Below are 18,608 nucleotides of genomic sequence, written 5' to 3'. Positions count from 1 at the left end.
TTATTCGCCAATTGGAGTGCTATCTTCGGTGTCAGTAATGCCATCGTTGTCTGCATCTTCATCTGCAGTTAAGCCCGATATAGCAATATCTTCATCAGTTACATTTGCTAAGAAAAAGTTAGGGAGTCCATCGTGGTCAGTATCAACACTGGCAACTCGGTTATCTCTAAAGTCATCTATGCTTGCAATTAATTCAGCCATTGTGGTGTACAGCTCAAGTTGGTTGGCTTCACCATTTACATCGTTAGTTACAAGCGCAGTTGCTAGGTCATACTCACCAAGTAGGGTATGTGCTTCAATTAAATCTTCCATAGCATCAATAATTACTATATCGGCTTGTGCTAAAATAAGGGTTTCAATACGAGCGACTAGTGCTGAGGTTTGTGTTTTCACACTACTATAGGTGCTGCGAAAATCAGTGATCGTACCTGCATTAGCGCCCATACTTGAAAGCATGCTGAAGCGTTCCCAAAAACCGGTTTTAGGTGCGCTAACTGAAATACTCTCATTTTTAAGGGCTTCAAGAATATCAAGTAGTTGGTCACTCGTTAGCGTGCTTAAGTTTTCGTTTACTTCAGCTATTGCACTATTAAACGTAGTTAAAGCTAAATTGGTAAAACCTGCATCAACTAAATATCCTAATGTTTCTAAACTGTATTCAAAACGGTCTTCAATATCTTCTAGCGCACTAATTTTGCTAAGTAGTTGCGTATTTACAGCAGTAATTTCGTCGGTCAAACCACCACGGTCAAGTGATACCATTACATTGCTGTGAACGGTAATTGCCGAGGTGTCGGTTAAAGTACGTAATGTACCTGAGCTCAGTTTGTTTAGCATAGTTAAGCAAGTATTTGCAGCAGCAGTAGTATCTGTTCCAATTTCTTTGCTAATGCTAACCAGTAAACCACAACCATTAGAGCCAGCTAAATAAGATGCTGAAGACTCAGCGCTTATGTAATCGTCAGATGAAATAAACTCACCCGCATAAGTTAATACTTCCTTAGCTTGTTCAGTAAAACCGAACTGATACAACACTTTCGCTGTGCCTGCGTTATTTGACGTTTCGATTAAGCTTTTGAAAAATTCATTATAATCGCCTTTTTCGGTAAAAAAGGTAAAAGCTTCAGCGGCAGCGTCGGACACAGAAGAACCTGTCATGATGCTTTCAGCCACGCTAAAGCTATACATAACTTGCTTAGCACCGCTAATATCAAAATCAGATGTTACTAGGGCAAATGCAGGGTTTTCCTCAAGGTCGTAAAGGGCTTCTATTAATCCTGCAAGTGTTTGTAGTGGGTAAGTATATGTCCCTAACGTGGCTTCAGAATATTCAGAGGTAGGAAAGTCATAGTTTTCATCTATGCCTGTTACGCCATAAAGCGACATTGCTAGGTTGACATATTCACGAGCTAGCTCAAGCGAGTTAGCACGAAATAAAACTTCAGCTGCCCATGCGGTATAAAGCGCTCTAATTTTTTCTACTTTCTCACCAGTAAATTCACCACTACCACCCTGAATTTGATACCCAGTGTTACTTGAAATATTTACAAGAGCAGCAGCAAAAGTTTGTGCTGTCAGTTTGTTGGCGTCAGAAGGATCCGCTGCATATACATCCAATGCACCTTCGGCTGCATTTTTAAACGCTGTTTGAAAGTAACCGTAAGTTGTTGAGTACTGCTCTTCACGTACAATTTCAGCATAGCTGTTAATAGTGTTTAGCAAGCTTTTAGCTTCGTCGGTTTGACCCACATCCATGTAATCATTCACTAAGCCAAGTAACCAAGATGCATCATTTCGGTTAATGTTTTCAAAGCCTTTTTCAGCTAAATATTGATTATAAGCAGCTAAAGCGCGTGAGCGATATTCTGCACCTTCTTCTATTTTGTTAATGCTATCTAAAGCAACACCTACATCTCTAAGACCACCAGCAAGTGCTGTTTGCTCATTAATGAGTAATAAATACTCTTGTGCGGTAGTTAAAAAACCAGCGCGCGCATAAGCTGCAGCTTGAGTTTGATAAATACTATAACGAGATAGTTCATCGTTAATATTTTCTGTTATTAAATCGGCTTGTTTTAAATGAGACTTATCTGAGCTGTAGTAGTAGTTACGTTTGTCTTCATTTGTTACATAAGAGGGGCTAAGTGAAATAGTCGCAGTTAATGGCCCACTTATAATGCCGTCGGTATAACTAACGGTAAATTCATCATTTTGCGTAGTGAGTGTTTGTGCCTCATAGCTAAATTCACCAGTTTCACTATTTATAGATATTTCACCACTACTTGGCGGTGTAAGTAGCGTAATACTCACTGCATCGCCATCAACATCACTAGTATTTATTTTACCTACACTTGTAGTTGAGGTAGTAAACGTAACATTAGTTGTTGAAATAGTAGGTGCATCGTTAATGTTTTCAATAATAAAACGTACAACAACATTAGCACTTAAACTGCCGTCACTTGCTGAAATAGTCGTGCTATCTTCACCAAAATAATCAGCGTGTGGTGTGTAAGTAAATTCACCATTAGCCTCTAATGTAATAATGCCGTTACTTGGAGATTGCGCCAAAGTATAACTAAGCGGGTCGTCGTCAGTAGCTGAAACCTGTCCTGAAAAAGCAGTATCTTCGTTAAGCGTAAAACTTAAATTTGATTGGGTAAATAATGGTGTATTGTTGCCCGAGCCGCTTCCACAACCAGCTAAAGCGAGTGCGCATAAAATAGGGGTAAATTTAATGAGTTTGTTCATTATTGTTAATATTAGAAGTTAATGATGTTGCGAATGATAACGCATATCAATTGTATTTCATATCCAAGGGTGTGTATTTATCTCATAAATAAGAATGTTTATTTTAATTAGTATGAGTTTTAAGAGGTAAAGCCGCACAAAAATCGAAAGATAAGTAACTAGTTTAAAAAGAATATTGTATTAGCTAGTTCTTATAAAATATAAAGGCCAGCTAAAATTAAACAGTTAATACCATTTAACCCCTCCTTAACCCTCGACCTAATAAGCTATGTGTAATAGTACGAATTAGGCATAGTTAAATGGTTTATTTTACAAAGCACTCAACGGGTTTGTTACTTGCATTTAGTTGTACGCTTGCTGCGTGTAGTAGTCAGCCAAGTTATCAAGGTCAAAGTACTGAGCAGTCGCTAGAGCAGTATACTAATTGGAAGTATGCGCAAAGTAATGCACAGCAAGTAAATTATATTACCGATTTGGTGAATGTAGATGGACTTGACTCGCTTATTGAGCAAGCGATTGCTGATAATCCATCATTTAAACAAGTGCATGTCGCATTAAAGCTAGCCTATGCACAGCGTGATGTAACGGCTGCAAATCAGTGGTTTAGTATAGATGCAGGGTTTGACGCCCAGCGCAGTGAAAGCGATGGTACACAATATAGCTCATCAGTGGGGGTAAGTTGGGAGGCTGATATATGGCAAAAAATTGCTGATAATGTGGCCGCGCAAGATATGACCATCGCCAGTAATCAAGCGACTTATCAAGGTGCAAAAGACGCGTTAGTTGCAAGTGTTATTCGTACCTATTTAAATATTGTTTTACAACAAAATTTACTCAATATAGAGCAGCAACGTTTAGTTGTTTTACAAAATAATGAACAAAGTATTGTTGAGCGCTATCAATATGGATTAGGTGATTTAGAGGCGCTTGATACCGCACGAGCTAGCACGTCATCAACGCGTGCAACCATTGCTAACTATCAAGAACAAATAGCAAAAGCAAAACGTGCTTTAATGCTAATTGTTGGCACAAATAAACTTGAGGGTCTGCCAGATACCTTAACACTGCCAAACGTTATTGAGCCACTAAGCACCTTACCAGAGCAAGACCTAGCACGGCGACCTGACTTGCAAAGTGCTTATTACGATATTCAGGCAAAGCATTACTTGGTTGATGTATCTTATAAAGAATTACTGCCTAGCATTTCGCTTTCAGCGTCATTAAGTGATTTAGCAAGCACCCCAAGCCAAGCATTATTAGCCAGCCCAGTGTGGAGTTTATTGGGGAGCTTAAGTGCACCTTTATTTGAAGGCGGTGCATTACGGGCGCAAGTTGATATAGCAAAACTTAATGCTGAACAAGCATTTTGGCAGTACCAAGACACTCTATTAAATGCGGTAAACGAGGTAGAAAATGCCCTCGGACAGGAGCAGTCATTAACCGAGCAGCGACTACAAATAAGCAATGCGCTTGCCAGCGCTAAAAGCAGTTTTAGTAACTATCAAAGTAAATATCAACAAGGTTTGGTTGATATTTTAGATTTGCTAACAGTGCAACAAAAAGTATACGACCTGCAAGCTCAACTTAGTCAAATAAACTACACCCTTTTAACTAACCGCATAGATTTAGGCCTTGCTTTGGGCCTTGGAGTATCGTCATGAGAATTTCGCCAACACCTGTTGTTGTAACCCTTGTTGCAATTATTAGTATAGGGCTTGCTGTTGCGTATAACGCTAAAAAAATGGATGAACAAGCTAACAGCTCAAAATCTGCCACGGTTAGGGCTATTGCACCAAATGTATCGGTAATTAATGCTGTTGCGGGTACTTACCAAGCTTATGTGAACGGACATGGTGAAGCAAAGGCGCATTGGACACTGACCTTAAAAGCACAAGTTAAAGGCGAAGTAACTAATATGAGTGAGCAATTTGCAACCGGAAACTTTGTATCTAAAGGGCAGGTGTTTGCAAAAATAGATAATACTGAATACTTACAAGCCCTCGCAAATGCCAAAGCCACACTCGCTGATGCGAAACTCGCGTTACAAGAAGAGCAAGATTTAGGGGAGCAAGCAAAACGTGAATGGGAACGCTCAGGTGTTACGCAGGCGCCAAGCTCACCACTGGTATTTAGAACCTTGCAGCTAGAAGCCGCGCAAGCCACGCTTGATGACGCCCAATATGCACTTAAAACAGCACAGCGTGATGTAAATAATACCCAGTTAAGTGCTCCGTTTGATGGTGTTATTCTATCGCGAGATATCGATTTAGGTACTTATGTTGGTATTGGCGATACGCTTGCCACATTAAACAGCACTGACAAAGTAGAAATAAACGTGCCGCTTTCATTGAATCAGTGGCTAAATCTGGCAAATAATAAGTCAAATGAGGTTATTTTAAGTGATGTAGCTACTAATACCAAATGGACTGGTTACATTGATCGTTTTGAACAACACCTAGACGAAAGCTCTCGCCAGCGCAGCGTTATAGTTGCTCTTGATAAACCGTTTGAGCAAGCGACGCCATTATTACCAGGTACATTTTTAGAAGTTGAAATTGCTGGTAAACAATTAAGTAACGTAATTGAACTACCTGCTTCAGCGGTATCGCAAGATGGCTTAATTTGGTACGTGAATGATAAAAACAACTTAGTAAGCACACAAGCCAATAAAGTATTTGAGCGTGGAGATTACGTATACATTTCACCAATAGAGGGTGTTAGTAATTTAAAAGTAGTTGTGCGTCCACTTGTTAGTTATTTAAACGACATGAGGGTAAATCCAATTGTTGAGGGGGTACAATAATGAGCCCTCATCAACCACCTCAAGTACCTAGCAGTAATAACCCGTTGCACGGTATTATTAACTGGTTTGCAAATAACTCTGTTGCCGCTAATTTATTGTTAATAAGCGTGATTATAATGGGGATTATGTCGCTTTCTACGTTGCGTAAAGAAGCTTTTCCGAGTTTGGAGCCTGATACTGTTTCGGTATCAGTTGTTTATGACAGTGGTGATGCATTACAGGCTGAAGAGGGGATTGCGCTCAAAATAGAAGAAGCTCTTGAAACAGTACAAGGTATAAAGCGCATTACCTCTACATCTGATGCTAGCGGCAGTCATGTCAGCATTGAAAAAGAAACAGATTATTCACTAGATGAGCTACTCTTTGATGTAAAAAATCAAGTTGACGCAATTAACAACTTCCCGGTTGATGCTGAGCAACCTGTTATTGATAAAGCGCGCAGGCAAGATCATGCATTAACACTACAGCTTTTTGGGGATGCAGATCGCCATACATTACAAAACCTAGGTGAAAAACTTAAAGCCGATTTATTAGCGCAATCAGGTATTAGTGATGTAACTCAGTCGGGTGTTCTCGATCCGATGATGTCAGTAGAAATCGATGAAGGTAAATTACAAGCCTATGGGTTAACCATTAGTGACATAAGTGAGGTGATTAATAACGAGTCATCAAGCCCACTATCAACTAGTTTACGCGATAGCAGTAAAATTATACGTCTGAAAGCGGCTGACCAAGCCTACTGGCAGCGCGACTTTGCCAATATCGTTTTACTCACTACCGCATCTGGCGCACAAATCAAATTAGGTGATGTTGCTATTGTTAGCGACAGTTTTTCTGAAGATAACAACTCACTAAGTCGTTATAACCAACAAAATGCAGTCGGCGTTGAAATTCTAATGGGTGATACCAGCGACATAATCACCATTGTTGAGCAGGCTAATAATGTAATAAAAACGTGGCACGAAAGTGGTTTATTACCTCAAAATGTAGAGCTAGAAAGCTGGAATGACAAAAGCACCATGATCACCGAACGTTTATCGCTACTGACTAAAAACGCGGTGACCGGTATTATTATGGTGTTTGTAATACTAGCCATATTTTTAAATGTACGTGTGGCTTTATGGGTTGCTGGTGGCTTGCCATTTGTATTTTTTGGCACGCTGTATTTTATGACCGATGGCTACACCGCACTGACCATAAACGAAATGACTACCTTCGGCTTTATTATGGCGCTGGGCATAGTGGTAGACGATGCCGTTGTTGTCGGCGAGAGTATTTACACTACACGTAAAAAACATGGCGATACAATAAATAACACGGTTTTGGGTACGATGAAAGTAGCTGTACCGACAATATTTGGGGTATTGACCACTGTTGCTGCATTTATGGCACTGTCGAATGTATCTGGTAATCTAGGCAAAATTTACTCTCAATTTGCCACCGTAGTGACCATATGTTTACTGCTTTCACTCGTTGAATCAAAACTTATATTACCCTCGCATTTAGCCCATGTAAGTACCAAGCGCCAAATTAAAAAAGGGTTAAGTGGGGTATGGTCCAAAATACAACATGGCGCCGATAGCGGTCTAAATTGGTTTAGCAAAAACATTTATTGTAAGGTTATTGAACTCTCATTGCGCTTTAGATATGCAGTCGTTGCTGGGTTTATTGCTTTTTTTATACTCGTCATAGGTATGCCAATGACAGGCGTAGTAAAAGTAGGTTTTTTCCCAAGCATTCTGGGCGATACCGTATCCGCCAACTTGGTTATGCAAACTGATGCTGCTTATGGTCAAACAAACAAAAACTTACTAATGCTTGAGCAAAGTGCAATACAAGCTGAGCAAAACTTAATGACTAAGTTTAATTCAGATAAAAGTGAAATAACCAGTTTACAAGTAATTAGTAGCAACGATACAAGTGGTACGGTAAGCGTTGAGTTATTAGATGATGGCGCTTTCACAGCAAGTGAATTTGCTCAAGAATGGCAGCGTTTAGCCGCAAGTCCTGAGGGCAGTAAAAAGCTACAAATATTAGCTACGCGTAAAATGGTTGATAACTTTAAAGTTGAGCTTAAAGCATGGGACGACGAAACCGTAATGGCAGCGGGCGCACTATTTAAAGAGCACTTACAAAATACGGCAGGCGTTAACGGAATAGACGACAATTTAAATCCCGGTCAACCACAGTTAAAATTTACACTAAGCGCGCAAGGTCGCGCCCTAGGTATGGATACCGCGAGCTTATCAAAGCAAGTACTGCAAGCCTTTGGCGGCGCAATTGTACAGCGTTATCAACGTAATAAAGACGAAATAAAAGTACGTGTACGTTATCCAGAGAACGCCCGTCAAACACCTGCCGATATTATGCAATCGCGTATCCGATTGCCTGATGGCACCGTTGTACCGCTTGTAAACGTAGCGACAATTAACAGTGAATACCAACACGATGAAATAACGCGTATTGATGGACTTCGTGCAATTTATTTAAGTGCGCAAGTAGATAAAGGTGTGATTGCTCCAAACGAATTAGTGGCTGATTTACAACGCGACTTAATACCAGAATTAACTCAGCAATTTCCTACTTTGAATATTCATTTTGCTGGTGAGGCTGAAGAGCAAGACGAAACAACAGGGTCAATGCTTGCCATGTTTGTCGCTGCTTTATTAGTTATATATGTACTGCTGGCTATTCCGCTTAAATCGTATGTTCAACCTATGTTGATTATGGTAGCAATTCCGTTTGGTGTAGTTGGTGCAATACTTGGGCATTGGTGGAACGACTTAACCATTAGCATATTGTCATTGAACGGTATATTGGCGCTCAGTGGTGTGGTGGTAAACGACAGCCTATTACTTGTTTCGCGTTTTAACGAACTAACAAAAGAAGAGGATATGAATACGCATGACGCCATAGTTGAGTCGTGTACGAGTCGTCTGCGTGCTGTTTTACTAACCTCAATTACAACTTACGCAGGCTTGGTGCCGCTTCTTAGTGAAACCTCAATTCAGGCACAATTTTTAATCCCTGCTGCGGCATCACTTGGTTACGGTATTTTGTTTGCCACGGTTATTACTTTAATTCTTATACCTGCGTTGTTGATGATTCAAACCGACGCTAAACGCGGTATTGATGCTGTGCTAAAATCGCTAGGTGCTAAAAATAAAACGCAGGAAATAGCCTCTTAATGATAAACGTACTACTGGTTGAAGACGACATAGACTTGGCAACCACCATTGTTGATTATCTCGAAATTGAGTCAATAGAGTGTGACCATGCAAGCAATGGCGTAATGGGTTTAAATTTAATAGAACGTAATCAATATCAAATGATTATATTAGATGTAAACATGCCAAAAATGGATGGTTTAACCATGTGCAAAACATTACGTGAGCGAGGCATTGATACACCAGTATTAATGCTGACAGCGCGTGATAGCCTCGACAATAAGCTTGAGGGATTTGCAGCCGGTAGTGACGATTATCTCGTAAAACCATTTGCTATGAAAGAGTTAGTAGCGCGCGTTAAAGTATTAGCAAAACGCAAAAGTGGTGAAGTAAAACGCCTTACATTTGCTAATTTAACACTTGATTTAACCGCGCATACGGCAACAGTCGAAGCAGGTAACTTAAAGCTATCTCCTATTACTTTTAAGTTATTAGAATTACTTATTAGGGAGCAACAAAAACCAGTTACCCGACACGCAATTATGCAAGCCATTTGGGGAGAAGCGCAGCCCGACAGTAACAGCCTAAAAGTACATATTTACCATTTACGAAAACAGTTAGAGCAAGCTAATTGCCACGCGGTACTTGAGACAATTCCCAGTGTAGGGTTTGTATTAAAACTAAAAAATGAGACACATGCATGAAAATAAGACCTAGTTTAAGGTTGTACTTTTTTGTCAGCATGGTGCTTTTAAGTTCGTTAATGGCTATTGGTTTTTCGTTTTTAAGTGTTAGCTATTTTACCGATGGTTTAGACAAAGGCTTGAATGGCGTAATGCATGCACTTTCGCAATCGGCTGAGGTTAAAAACGGGCAACCGAAAGAAATGATTGGCTTTAATATAGCGAGTCGTTGGGAGGATGTGCCAAATGAGATTAAGAAACGTTTTATAAAGCCTACAGAGCGAGGTATATTGCAAAAAAGCCAAGAGAAAACAGCGTTTTTTTCTATGCCAAAAGACTTATATTTTGTTGTGTATTTTGAAAACCCTGCTGGTGAAGCTCGTTATGTATCACGTATTATGCTTGAGGAAAACCGCCTTCCAAAAAAAGGAACACCCGAAAAACCAATACAAAGGTTATTATGGATAGCGTTAACGGGAATAACGGCAATAGCGCTGTTTACCTTCTTTTTGTTTATGGTAATGAAAAAGATAGCAAAACCGGTAGAGTCCCTGCGGGGTTGGGCTAAATCGTTAAATCAAACAAATTTACAACACACACCGCCCGATTTTACCTATAACGAACTAAATACCTTGGCAACGTTAATACGCAGCAGCTTGCTTTCAGTATACGAAAGTGTAGAGCGTGAACAACGCTTTTTAAGTTATGCCAGCCACGAATTGCGCACACCAATTTCGGTTATTCGCAGCAACGTTGAGTTACTGAACCGTTTAAGCGAAAAAGCGCCTTTAAGCGATAAGCAACAACTTACACTGCAGCGAATTGAGCGCGCAGGTTTAACCATGAGCGATTTAACTGAGACGTTATTGTGGCTTAGCAGAAATGACGACCAGCAAAGTTCACCAGAGCCTGTAAACCTAGCCGAAAAAATAACGACCTTGGGTAACGAGCTCGATTATTTACTCAATTCAAAACAAGTTGATGTACTTATAAATACCGATAACCAAAATACGACTATTAGTACCGAAGCCACCGCATGCCACATAGTACTTACAAATTTGATACGCAATGCGTATCAGCATACACAACAAGGGCAAGTGCGTATTACTCAACAAGGTAGCCGCGTAATTATAGTAAATAGCAGCGCACAAACTGATACGTCACACGTTACTAATAGCGCAAATAAGACTACCAATATTGGCTACGGTTTAGGATTAGAGTTAAGCGAAAAAATAATAAAACGACACGGTTGGGTATACGAAGTAAACGACATGCCAGGGCGCTACGAAGTGGTGGTCGATTTTAGTTAATAGACTTTTTTATACTTAGGTTTTTTACATTCAAAAATATTTAATTTAACGCTGAGAATATAAAAAACTTAGTGATAGTAATGTGTTAAGTAATTTGTTAAAACTATAAATAGTAAAGAATACTAACGATAGACTTACATGGAGTGTTAATTCATATGTTCAAATTCATAATTATTTTAATCTCAATTATTTCTTTCAATGCCTTGGCTGCAGAGGAGGTTAAACTTGGAATTATAGGGAACGTTGGGGCTGATGGCTTTTTTAGCCCGACAGTAACGTCATTTATTATTCAAAAAGTAGAACCTAATTCACCCGCTGAAAAAGCTGGGATTGTTGCAGGGCAGAAAATCATTTCTATAGAAAATTGTAAGATTCCGGGATGCCCTGCCAGTGAAGCAAAAGAATTAATGCGCAAGGAGTCTGGAGAGGTTTTACAATTACTTTTAGAGAATGAAGATGGTAGCAAGGTACCTTTAAAAATACCTATGAATGCTTGGTAAACCTAAGACGTTTTTAAAATACCTAAATATACCCAGCCTATAAAGCATGGTTATTCCCAAAGCGTGGGTTTGTGTAAATGAACTAGATGCAATTGGAGTATTACTTACTCGGTTTGTATGTAGGTTACTGCTTAAAGTAATTGGGATTGATTAAAAAGGTTTGATCAGTAATAACCTTATTTAACCAATTAATGAATACATTGGTATTGCGTTAAATACGGCAATACCAATGATTATACCAATTCCATTAAGTATGTGATCTAAATTTTACGCCGAAAAAATAATTCAGTTCTAGGCGTAAATTGATGTAAATGGTTGTTCCCTTTGCGAAATTTACAACAAAGAAATGGGTTGTTTTAGCAAGTAAAATAGATCAGCTATTTATTGGAATTGGTATTATTAGACTAAAGCTTATAAATCGCTGCGCCAACCCATACCAGACTCTTCCATTAAACGCTCGTACACGCCTTCTATGTTAAGTGGTAACCATGCATCAAACTGTTTAAAGTCACTAAATTGGTCTAATTTTACATTTTGTTTAATTTCATCAAGCGTATTACCAGCTAAAACGCCTGCGGTTACTTGGCTATACAAAAGCTCTAAATAACTTAAGTAACGCGCTACATCAGCCTTGCTGCCAATATCGGCATGTCCACCTACAAAAGTATCAAAGTTATATTTGAGTACCGCTTGGGTTGAGTTAATCATGCCTTGAATATCGTAACTCCACAGCTTTTGCCACGGCATTCTGCCAATAACAATCCAATCAACTACAAATAACGTTTTTTGCTTTTCGAATAATATACTAACCGAACCACGACCATCGTTTGGACCATGGTAGTTAAGTTTTACTGTGGAATCACCAAGGGTAAGTAGTAGCTCGTTATCAAAAGTAAGGCTGGGCATTACCGTTTTCATTTGTGTGTTTTTAATATCTTGCGCAGCGAGTTTATGCGCTACAAACGTGGTGTGCGGGCTTTTAAATACCTCGGCGCCGTAAATATGATCGCTGTGATTATGGCTATAAATTACATATTTTACCGGTACGTTAAAGCGAGTTTTAATTTGCTCGTTTAACCAGGTGGCGGCTTTTTTATTAAGCGGGTCGGTAACAATTGCGCCCTCAGGAGTAATTAAAAATACTGAGCGGTGTCTGTCGTCTATAAAACGGTGTAAGCCATCCCCTAAGTCTTCTATTTCATAGGCTTGTGTGGCAAAGCCTATAAATAATAGGGCTGTAGTTAATAGTTTTTGTAGCAAGCGGGGCATACACCACTCCTTTTTTAAATAGATTAAATTAGGGTCTGTTGATCTTTCAAGGTTAAATTTACAGCTGTCTGTTTGGTATTTAGGCAAGGCAGAGCCTATGTAGTGTGGTTATTCCCCATAAATGGGCGATAACGTAGCATTAATGCCAAACAGGCGCTGCCCAAAGGGTTCTTCCTAGGGGCTATTTACTCTTTGTTGCTCGGTTTTTACTTAGCCCACTAGGTTACAAGCCTCGCGCCGCGATTAAATAGCCCCTAGTTTGAACAAATTTTAATCCGCAAAGATCAACAGACCCTAATAACGCTATTAAAAGAAGAAAGCATTAAGCCGTAAAAAATTTCAGTTATTGGTTAAATTAAAACTTAAAACTAAACCTAAACCTAAACCTAAACCTAAGTCAAAGGATCAAATATAAGGATGAAATAAAAAGCCATTATAAAAATGGCTTTAGATAGGTTGGTTAGGTTTATCTTTGTGTTAGTTGTTGGTTTATTTCTTCAAAAATACTGGCATCATCTATGGTTGAAGGTATTTGTAGTTCTTCGCCATCAATTAGTTGGCGTAAATTTTTACGTAATATTTTACCTGAGCGTGTTTTAGGTAATCTATCTACACTGACTATATTTTTAAGGCACGCAATAGCGCCAATCTGATTACGAACACTTAAAACAAGCGCTTGTTCTACGTCGGTACTTGAGCCCATAAAATCATTTTTAAGCACGATCATTCCCATAGGGAGTTGCCCTTTTAGAGGATCGTTTACACCAAAAACAGCGCATTCAGCAACAGCAGGGTGCGCAGCTACTATCTCTTCCATTTCACCGGTAGAAAGCCTATGTCCCGCTACATTTATAACATCGTCGGTTCTGCCCATAATAAATAGGTAGCCGTCTTCATCAATATAACCGCCATCGCCAGATAAATAATAACCTTCGTATTCATTTAGGTAGCTTGCTTTAAAACGAGCGGTATCTTGCCAAATGGTTGGAAGGCAACCTGGCGGAAGGGGCAGTTTAATTACTACGGCGCCTTGCTCGTTAGCTGCGCATTCATTGCCATCCATATCCAATATTCGCACATCAAAACCTGGAGTAGGCACGGTAGAACTGCCAGGTTTTGTTGCTAAGTACTCAAGCCCTACAGGGTTACACGCAATAGCCCAACCAGTTTCGGTTTGCCACCAATGATCGAGCACCGGTAGATTAGTTTTTTCTTTAAGCCATTCGTAAGTAGGGGGATCTAATCGCTCGCCTGCTAAAAATAAACGTTTTAAGCTAGAGGTATCGTATTGATTAAAACCATCGGCATTTGGGTCTTCTTTTTTAATTGCTCTAAATGCAGTGGGGGCACTAAATAATGCATTTACTTTATATTCTTCAACCACGCGCCAAAATGCACTGGCATCGGGCGTTTTAACCGGTTTACCTTCATATAATACGGTCGCGCAGCGATACATTAGCGGCGCGTAAACTATATAAGAGTGCCCAACTACCCAGCCAATGTCAGACGCTGCCCAAAATACGTCGCCGGGCTTCATACCATAAACGGTTTCCATGCTGTATTGCATTGCCACTGCGTGACCACCATTTTCGCGCACTACGCCTTTGGGTGTGCCTGTCGTGCCTGAGGTATATAAAATATAAAGCGGATCGCTACCATTTACAGGCACCGGATCTGCGCTTGCAGCCGTTTGCATTGCCTGAGTCCAATCTATGTCTCGTTTAGGCTTAAGAGTGGCGGTTACTTGTGGGCGCTGATAAATAACGCAGTGTTCTACTTTGTGCGCAGCTAAGTCTATTGCGTTATCAATAAGTGGTTTGTATTCAATAACGCTGTTTACTTCAACACCGCATGAGGCGCTAAGTATAAGTTTGGGCTTGGCATCATCAATGCGTACAGCCAATTCGTGTGCAGCAAACCCACCAAATACCACCGAATGAATAGCACCAAGGCGAGCGCACGCCAACATACCAATAACCGCCTGTGGGATCATTGGCATATAAATAACAACGCGATCGCCTTTTGTAACACCTAACGATTGTATTACGCCTGCAAATTTAGCAACTTCTTGTTGTAGTTGTGAGTAGCTATAAGTTTGCTTTGTATTAGTGACTGGAGAGTCGTAAATAAGTGCTGTTTGCTCGCCAAATCCGGCAATAACGTGTTGGTCTAGCGCTAAAAAACTGGTGTTTAATTGCCCGTTACTAAACCAATGATAAAGCCCATCGTCGTCTTGTGTATATGCTTTTTTGGGGGGGTTATACCACGGAATATTTTTACTTTGTTCGAGCCAAAATTGGGCTGGGTTTTGCTTGAAGGCATTATATTGCTGTTTATATTTGCCTGACATGTAAGGCTCCTAAAGCTAAATTTGTGTGTGAGAGACCTTACAAAATGTAGGCTTTTTTTAGCAAGCAAGCTATTCGACCTTGGTCGGTTAAAAGTTAATCAACACACTGGTTTTAAAAATACAAAATTGACAACACAAAGCGTGTGGTTCAGCATGGCGGGCAGTAAAAATAAGAGAAAATACGATATGAGTAACGTAGTAAGAGTGGGTGTGGCGGTTATCATAAAGCACCAAAACACAATTTTACTAGGTGAGCGTATTGGCGCGCATGGTGCTAATACATGGGCAACACCTGGTGGACATTTAGAGTTTGGTGAAAGTGTTGAGCAATGTGCAATACGAGAAGTGTTTGAAGAAACAGGTTTAAAGGTAAGTAAAATTACTAAGCTTGATTTTACCAATGATATTTTTACAGCAGAGAACAAACACTATATTACGCTGTATGTAAAAGCTGATTTTGAAGGCGGAGAGCCTGAGCTTAAAGAGCCTAATAAATGTTTAAAGTGGCGCTGGTGCGATATTAATAATCTACCAACGCCACTGTTTACATCATTAAAAAATTACTTATCTGAGGCTGTACTAACCTAGTTATTTTGTTGGCGGTGTCGCTGGGCTTAACGCTAGTTTACTAAAGCTTACTTGAGCGTAATCGCCATTTTGTTTATCTGTAGACCAATCACCCGTACCTAAACACGCAGCATACCAACGACCTGGAGCATCTTTGGTACTACATTGGTTGTATGCACCCGCTTTGAAGTAATTAGAATCACCTGCATAACCAAGGGGATGATCTTTTTTGTCTACTTTGCCATAAGCATCAACGTTATTAGCAAGATTTATCGAGTAATTTACGTCTGGCTTACCTTCTGCAGTGAACGTTAAATACATTGTATTTTTATATACATTTACTGTGTAGCTAAAATCTTCACCTAACGCAATACCTTCAGAACCTGGTTCATTAGGATTTTCCCATGTGTTACCCCATACAGGGTAAGCAATGTCTGTACGGTCAGGATCTGCTTTTGGTAAGTTTCGCTCGTAGTTCCAAAATACAGAACCTGTTTTATGGTTTGGCCATTTTTTATAGTATATTTTAAGTGGTTCATTACCCCAGCCAAATCCAGAATTTTCTGCGACAAGCGCTTTGTTTTTTTCTGCATGTATTTGCCCTACTACAACAGAAAATGCAGCATCTCTATCTGAGTTTTTAGCTCTTAATGCAACATGGTCTACTTTTAATGTAGCCTGCATTTTTCCGCCTTCAGCACCAAACTTTTCAGCTAAAGGATGAGCAGCCAGCGCAAAGTTATTACCCGGGTTATTTGTTTTAATTTTAGTATTTGATCCACGGATCATTTGTCTAAGTTCGCTACGCGTATTAGTAGAGTTAGCACTTGTAAGTGCCTTATTTGGTGAGGTAAATACCATGTAGCCTAGTTCATCAAGATAGAAAAAATCAGGATGCGAGTAGGTTTGAATTTCTTCAACGTCAATTGTGTCAATTTTACCGTCGTTGTTTAAGTCGACTGGTACATTTATTTTCCATTGCGATAAATCAAATTTAGTTGCAGGTACTAGCGCATCGCTTTGTTGATTATTACTTTGTGTGCTTGTGCAAGCGGTAAAAAGTAGAGGTGTTATAACGGCTAAGGCTGTGAGTTTAAATGTAGATGTATTTTTTATCATTATTGTCTCTGTGTGATGAAGCAAAAATTGTGCGGTACAGGCATCGTTTAACCTCAATCTAGCATACCAATTTAACAATTAAAACTTACCAATTAGTAAAGCTAAATGTTTTTTAAATGATTTTTTGTTATACCAATTTTATTGGGTTTTATTTTTATGGTTTTTATGGTGTACATTCTATGTACTTAGTTATCCATTGAGAGATGTTTGGCGTGAACTTATTTTAGTTTTTCAAATTTGTTTTAAAGCGTTAACCGAAATCATTAATTAGTTATACGCATGAATAATTAACGCTGTCGTTTTTTAATATAACTAGGGCGTGTTGACCTTTGTAGATTGAAATTTGTTCAATCTAGGGACGATTTAATCGCGGCGCGAGGTTTGTAACCTAGTGGGCTAAGTAAAAACCGAGCAAAGCTTCCGCGTCCTGCTCACGCCCCTTATCTACATCCATGCAGGCAACAAAGAGTTAATCGTCCCTAGAAAGAACCCAAAGGGCAGCGCATGTTTGGCATTTATGCTGCGTTATCGCCAATTTATGGGGAATAACCACACTACATAGGCTCTGCCTTGCCTAAAAACCAAACATACAGCTGCAAAATCAATCACGAAAGATCAACACGCCTAGCATTGTTAATAGGTGTTTATAACTGCTTGAATCATGTAAGTGTCCTATCTTTTTGATATTAATCGTATGTATAGTCAATTCAGCCATGTTGAAAATTTAAACTAAGTATGAAATTACTCTTATTGAAATTTAGAAATATCATTATTTTTTCTTCAAAATAAAATCCTAAAGTATGTGTTTTTGTTTTTAGTTTAATATAAAAGTAGAAAATAATATTCATATCAATACAATAATGTATCTATTTTTCGGTTAGCGTTGTTGGAGTTTCAGTTGTTGGATTTTAAAGGGATTAAGTCTACTTTTTTAAGCGCTCTTGGTGTTTCAGGTCTTTTTTTTGGTTTAATACACTTTGAGGCTTTATGGCAAGACAAACTAACAATTATAAATTATTTAGTATTTCCCTTACTTATTATTACAGCTGTATTCGCAACTCAGTTTAATCGAAGTCGTATTGCTATTTTATGTTTATTATGGGGACTATATTTAATAAGTGAGCAGTCTACTTTTACGTGGTCTAAATGGTTGGTTGGTAACTCCCAGTGGCTACTCTTATGTGGAGCAAGTTTATTACTGCTGCTCGCATTCATGAAAGATAGGGCTATCTTCTCAATACACACCCTTACTCGTGTCGTACTTATTGTTTTTTGTGGTGGGATTACGTTTGCTTGGCTTAAAGTAAGTGGTAGTTTTGTAGAGTTATTTCCTAACACTGAAATATGGAAACAGATAACGCCATATATCCCAATTTTTTTGCCATTAAGAGTAATTGGAATTGTATTATTATGGCGAAGCTTACGAAATCATGACTTAACACAAACGATATTACTAGTAACTTTTGTTGTTTGGTATTTAAATCAACTTCATGTAATTACATTACCTTGGTCTGTTATTGCTGTTGCTATGTCATCTATATATTTATTAGCAGTAAGTACAGACTCATATTATTTAGCGTATAGGGACGACTTAACTAGCCTCCCTACTCGTCGAGCTTTAAATCAGCTTGCATTATCTTTAGGCAGAAAATACACAGTTGCTATGCTTGATATCGATCATTTTAAAAAGTTTAATGATACTTATGGGCATGATATTGGTGATCAAGTACTAAAATTAGTTGCAGCAAAAATGGCAGGCGTAAAAGGTGGTGGTAAAATTTATCGCTATGGGGGAGAGGAGTTTACGGTAGTATTTCCCCGTAAATCTATAGAGCAAGCAATCCCTGAGTTAGATGCCCTGAGGGAAAGCATTGCAACTTATGGCATGGTTATACGTAACCCAAAAAGAACAGACAAAAACTCCAGAAAATCGAAAAAGGTAAGTGATTACAAAACAGTTAATGTGACTGTCTCTATTGGCGTAGCGCAAAGAGTCGCAAAACAAAGCTTTGATCAAGCCTTAAAAAACGCTGATTTAGCTTTGTATAGAGCTAAGAAAAATGGCCGTAATAACGTAAGTAAATAGCTTTGA

12 protein-coding genes are annotated in these 18,608 nt (G+C 39.1%); 8 read left to right on the top strand and 4 right to left on the bottom strand.

The features are described from left to right. Complete coding sequence (locus PX700_RS02610; protein ID WP_479519769.1) at window positions 1-2,748, bottom strand: Ig-like domain-containing protein; 2,748 nt, start codon at window positions 2,746-2,748, stop codon at window positions 1-3. A gap of 299 nt (window positions 2,749-3,047) precedes the next feature. Between PX700_RS02610 and PX700_RS02605 the strand changes: the two genes are divergently transcribed. The 6 genes from PX700_RS02605 to PX700_RS02580 all read left to right on the top strand — a co-directional run bounded on the left by PX700_RS02605 (window position 3,048) and on the right by PX700_RS02580 (window position 11,211). Further along, a complete protein-coding gene (locus PX700_RS02605) occupies window positions 3,048-4,409 on the top strand; it encodes a TolC family protein (protein WP_479519768.1) in 1,362 nt (453 codons plus the stop codon). Continuing rightward, complete coding sequence (locus tag PX700_RS02600; RefSeq protein WP_479519767.1) at window positions 4,406-5,551, top strand: efflux RND transporter periplasmic adaptor subunit; 1,146 nt, start codon at window positions 4,406-4,408, stop codon at window positions 5,549-5,551. Before PX700_RS02605 ends, PX700_RS02600 begins: the two co-directional genes overlap by 4 nt. After that, window positions 5,551-8,739, top strand: a complete 3,189-nt coding sequence (locus PX700_RS02595) for an efflux RND transporter permease subunit (protein ID WP_479519766.1) — start codon at window positions 5,551-5,553, stop codon at window positions 8,737-8,739. Before PX700_RS02600 ends, PX700_RS02595 begins: the two co-directional genes overlap by 1 nt. Further along, window positions 8,739-9,422, top strand: coding sequence for a response regulator transcription factor (locus PX700_RS02590; RefSeq protein ID WP_479519765.1), 684 nt, complete (start codon window positions 8,739-8,741; stop codon window positions 9,420-9,422). Before PX700_RS02595 ends, PX700_RS02590 begins: the two co-directional genes overlap by 1 nt. After that, window positions 9,419-10,711, top strand: coding sequence for a sensor histidine kinase (locus PX700_RS02585; RefSeq protein ID WP_479519764.1), 1,293 nt, complete (start codon window positions 9,419-9,421; stop codon window positions 10,709-10,711). Before PX700_RS02590 ends, PX700_RS02585 begins: the two co-directional genes overlap by 4 nt. Window positions 10,712-10,866: 155 nt before the next feature. Next, the gene (locus PX700_RS02580; protein ID WP_479519763.1) at window positions 10,867-11,211 is read left to right on the top strand and encodes a PDZ domain-containing protein; all 345 of its coding nucleotides are present in this window, start codon (window positions 10,867-10,869) and stop codon (window positions 11,209-11,211) included. 411 nt (window positions 11,212-11,622) lie between these two features. Here PX700_RS02580 and PX700_RS02575 read toward each other — a convergent pair whose 3' ends face one another. Both PX700_RS02575 and PX700_RS02570 read right to left on the bottom strand, forming a co-directional pair. Then, complete coding sequence (locus PX700_RS02575; RefSeq protein ID WP_479519762.1) at window positions 11,623-12,480, bottom strand: MBL fold metallo-hydrolase; 858 nt, start codon at window positions 12,478-12,480, stop codon at window positions 11,623-11,625. A gap of 466 nt (window positions 12,481-12,946) precedes the next feature. Further along, entirely contained in the window at window positions 12,947-14,830 is a 1,884-nt protein-coding gene (locus PX700_RS02570) for a propionyl-CoA synthetase (RefSeq protein ID WP_479519761.1), read from the bottom strand. Between the two features lie 186 nt (window positions 14,831-15,016). Here PX700_RS02570 and PX700_RS02565 point away from each other — a divergent pair, with 186 nt between their 5' ends. Further along, window positions 15,017-15,418, top strand: a complete 402-nt coding sequence (locus tag PX700_RS02565; protein WP_415636487.1) for a nucleotide triphosphate diphosphatase NUDT15 — start codon at window positions 15,017-15,019, stop codon at window positions 15,416-15,418. On the opposite strand, the gene PX700_RS02560 is transcribed toward PX700_RS02565, so the two are convergent. Then, window positions 15,419-16,516 carry a polysaccharide lyase family 7 protein gene (locus tag PX700_RS02560; RefSeq protein ID WP_479519760.1) on the bottom strand — a complete coding sequence of 366 codons (1,098 nt, stop codon included), beginning with the start codon at window positions 16,514-16,516 and terminating at the stop codon, window positions 15,419-15,421. Between the two features lie 898 nt (window positions 16,517-17,414). On the opposite strand from PX700_RS02560, the gene PX700_RS02555 reads away from it, so the two are divergent. Next, entirely contained in the window at window positions 17,415-18,602 is a 1,188-nt protein-coding gene (locus tag PX700_RS02555) for a GGDEF domain-containing protein (protein ID WP_479519759.1), read from the top strand. Window positions 18,603-18,608: the final 6 nt, after the last annotated feature.

This window comes from Pseudoalteromonas sp. TP27 (assembly GCF_056470645.1).
This window is presented reverse-complemented; position numbering and strand designations above follow the sequence as displayed.

Bases quoted from the DNA above. Each gene is read 5' to 3' on its own strand.
- PX700_RS02610 (WP_479519769.1), bottom strand. From the start codon at position 2,748: ATGAACAAACTCATTAAATTTACCCCTATTTTATGCGCACTCGCTTTA.
- PX700_RS02605 (WP_479519768.1), top strand. From the start codon at position 3,048: ATGGTTTATTTTACAAAGCACTCAACGGGTTTGTTACTTGCATTTAGT.
- PX700_RS02600 (WP_479519767.1), top strand. From the start codon at position 4,406: ATGAGAATTTCGCCAACACCTGTTGTTGTAACCCTTGTTGCAATTATT.
- PX700_RS02595 (WP_479519766.1), top strand. From the start codon at position 5,551: ATGAGCCCTCATCAACCACCTCAAGTACCTAGCAGTAATAACCCGTTG.
- PX700_RS02590 (WP_479519765.1), top strand. From the start codon at position 8,739: ATGATAAACGTACTACTGGTTGAAGACGACATAGACTTGGCAACCACC.
- PX700_RS02585 (WP_479519764.1), top strand. From the start codon at position 9,419: ATGAAAATAAGACCTAGTTTAAGGTTGTACTTTTTTGTCAGCATGGTG.
- PX700_RS02580 (WP_479519763.1), top strand. From the start codon at position 10,867: ATGTTCAAATTCATAATTATTTTAATCTCAATTATTTCTTTCAATGCC.
- PX700_RS02575 (WP_479519762.1), bottom strand. From the start codon at position 12,480: ATGCCCCGCTTGCTACAAAAACTATTAACTACAGCCCTATTATTTATA.
- PX700_RS02570 (WP_479519761.1), bottom strand. From the start codon at position 14,830: ATGTCAGGCAAATATAAACAGCAATATAATGCCTTCAAGCAAAACCCA.
- PX700_RS02565 (WP_415636487.1), top strand. From the start codon at position 15,017: ATGAGTAACGTAGTAAGAGTGGGTGTGGCGGTTATCATAAAGCACCAA.
- PX700_RS02560 (WP_479519760.1), bottom strand. From the start codon at position 16,516: ATGATAAAAAATACATCTACATTTAAACTCACAGCCTTAGCCGTTATA.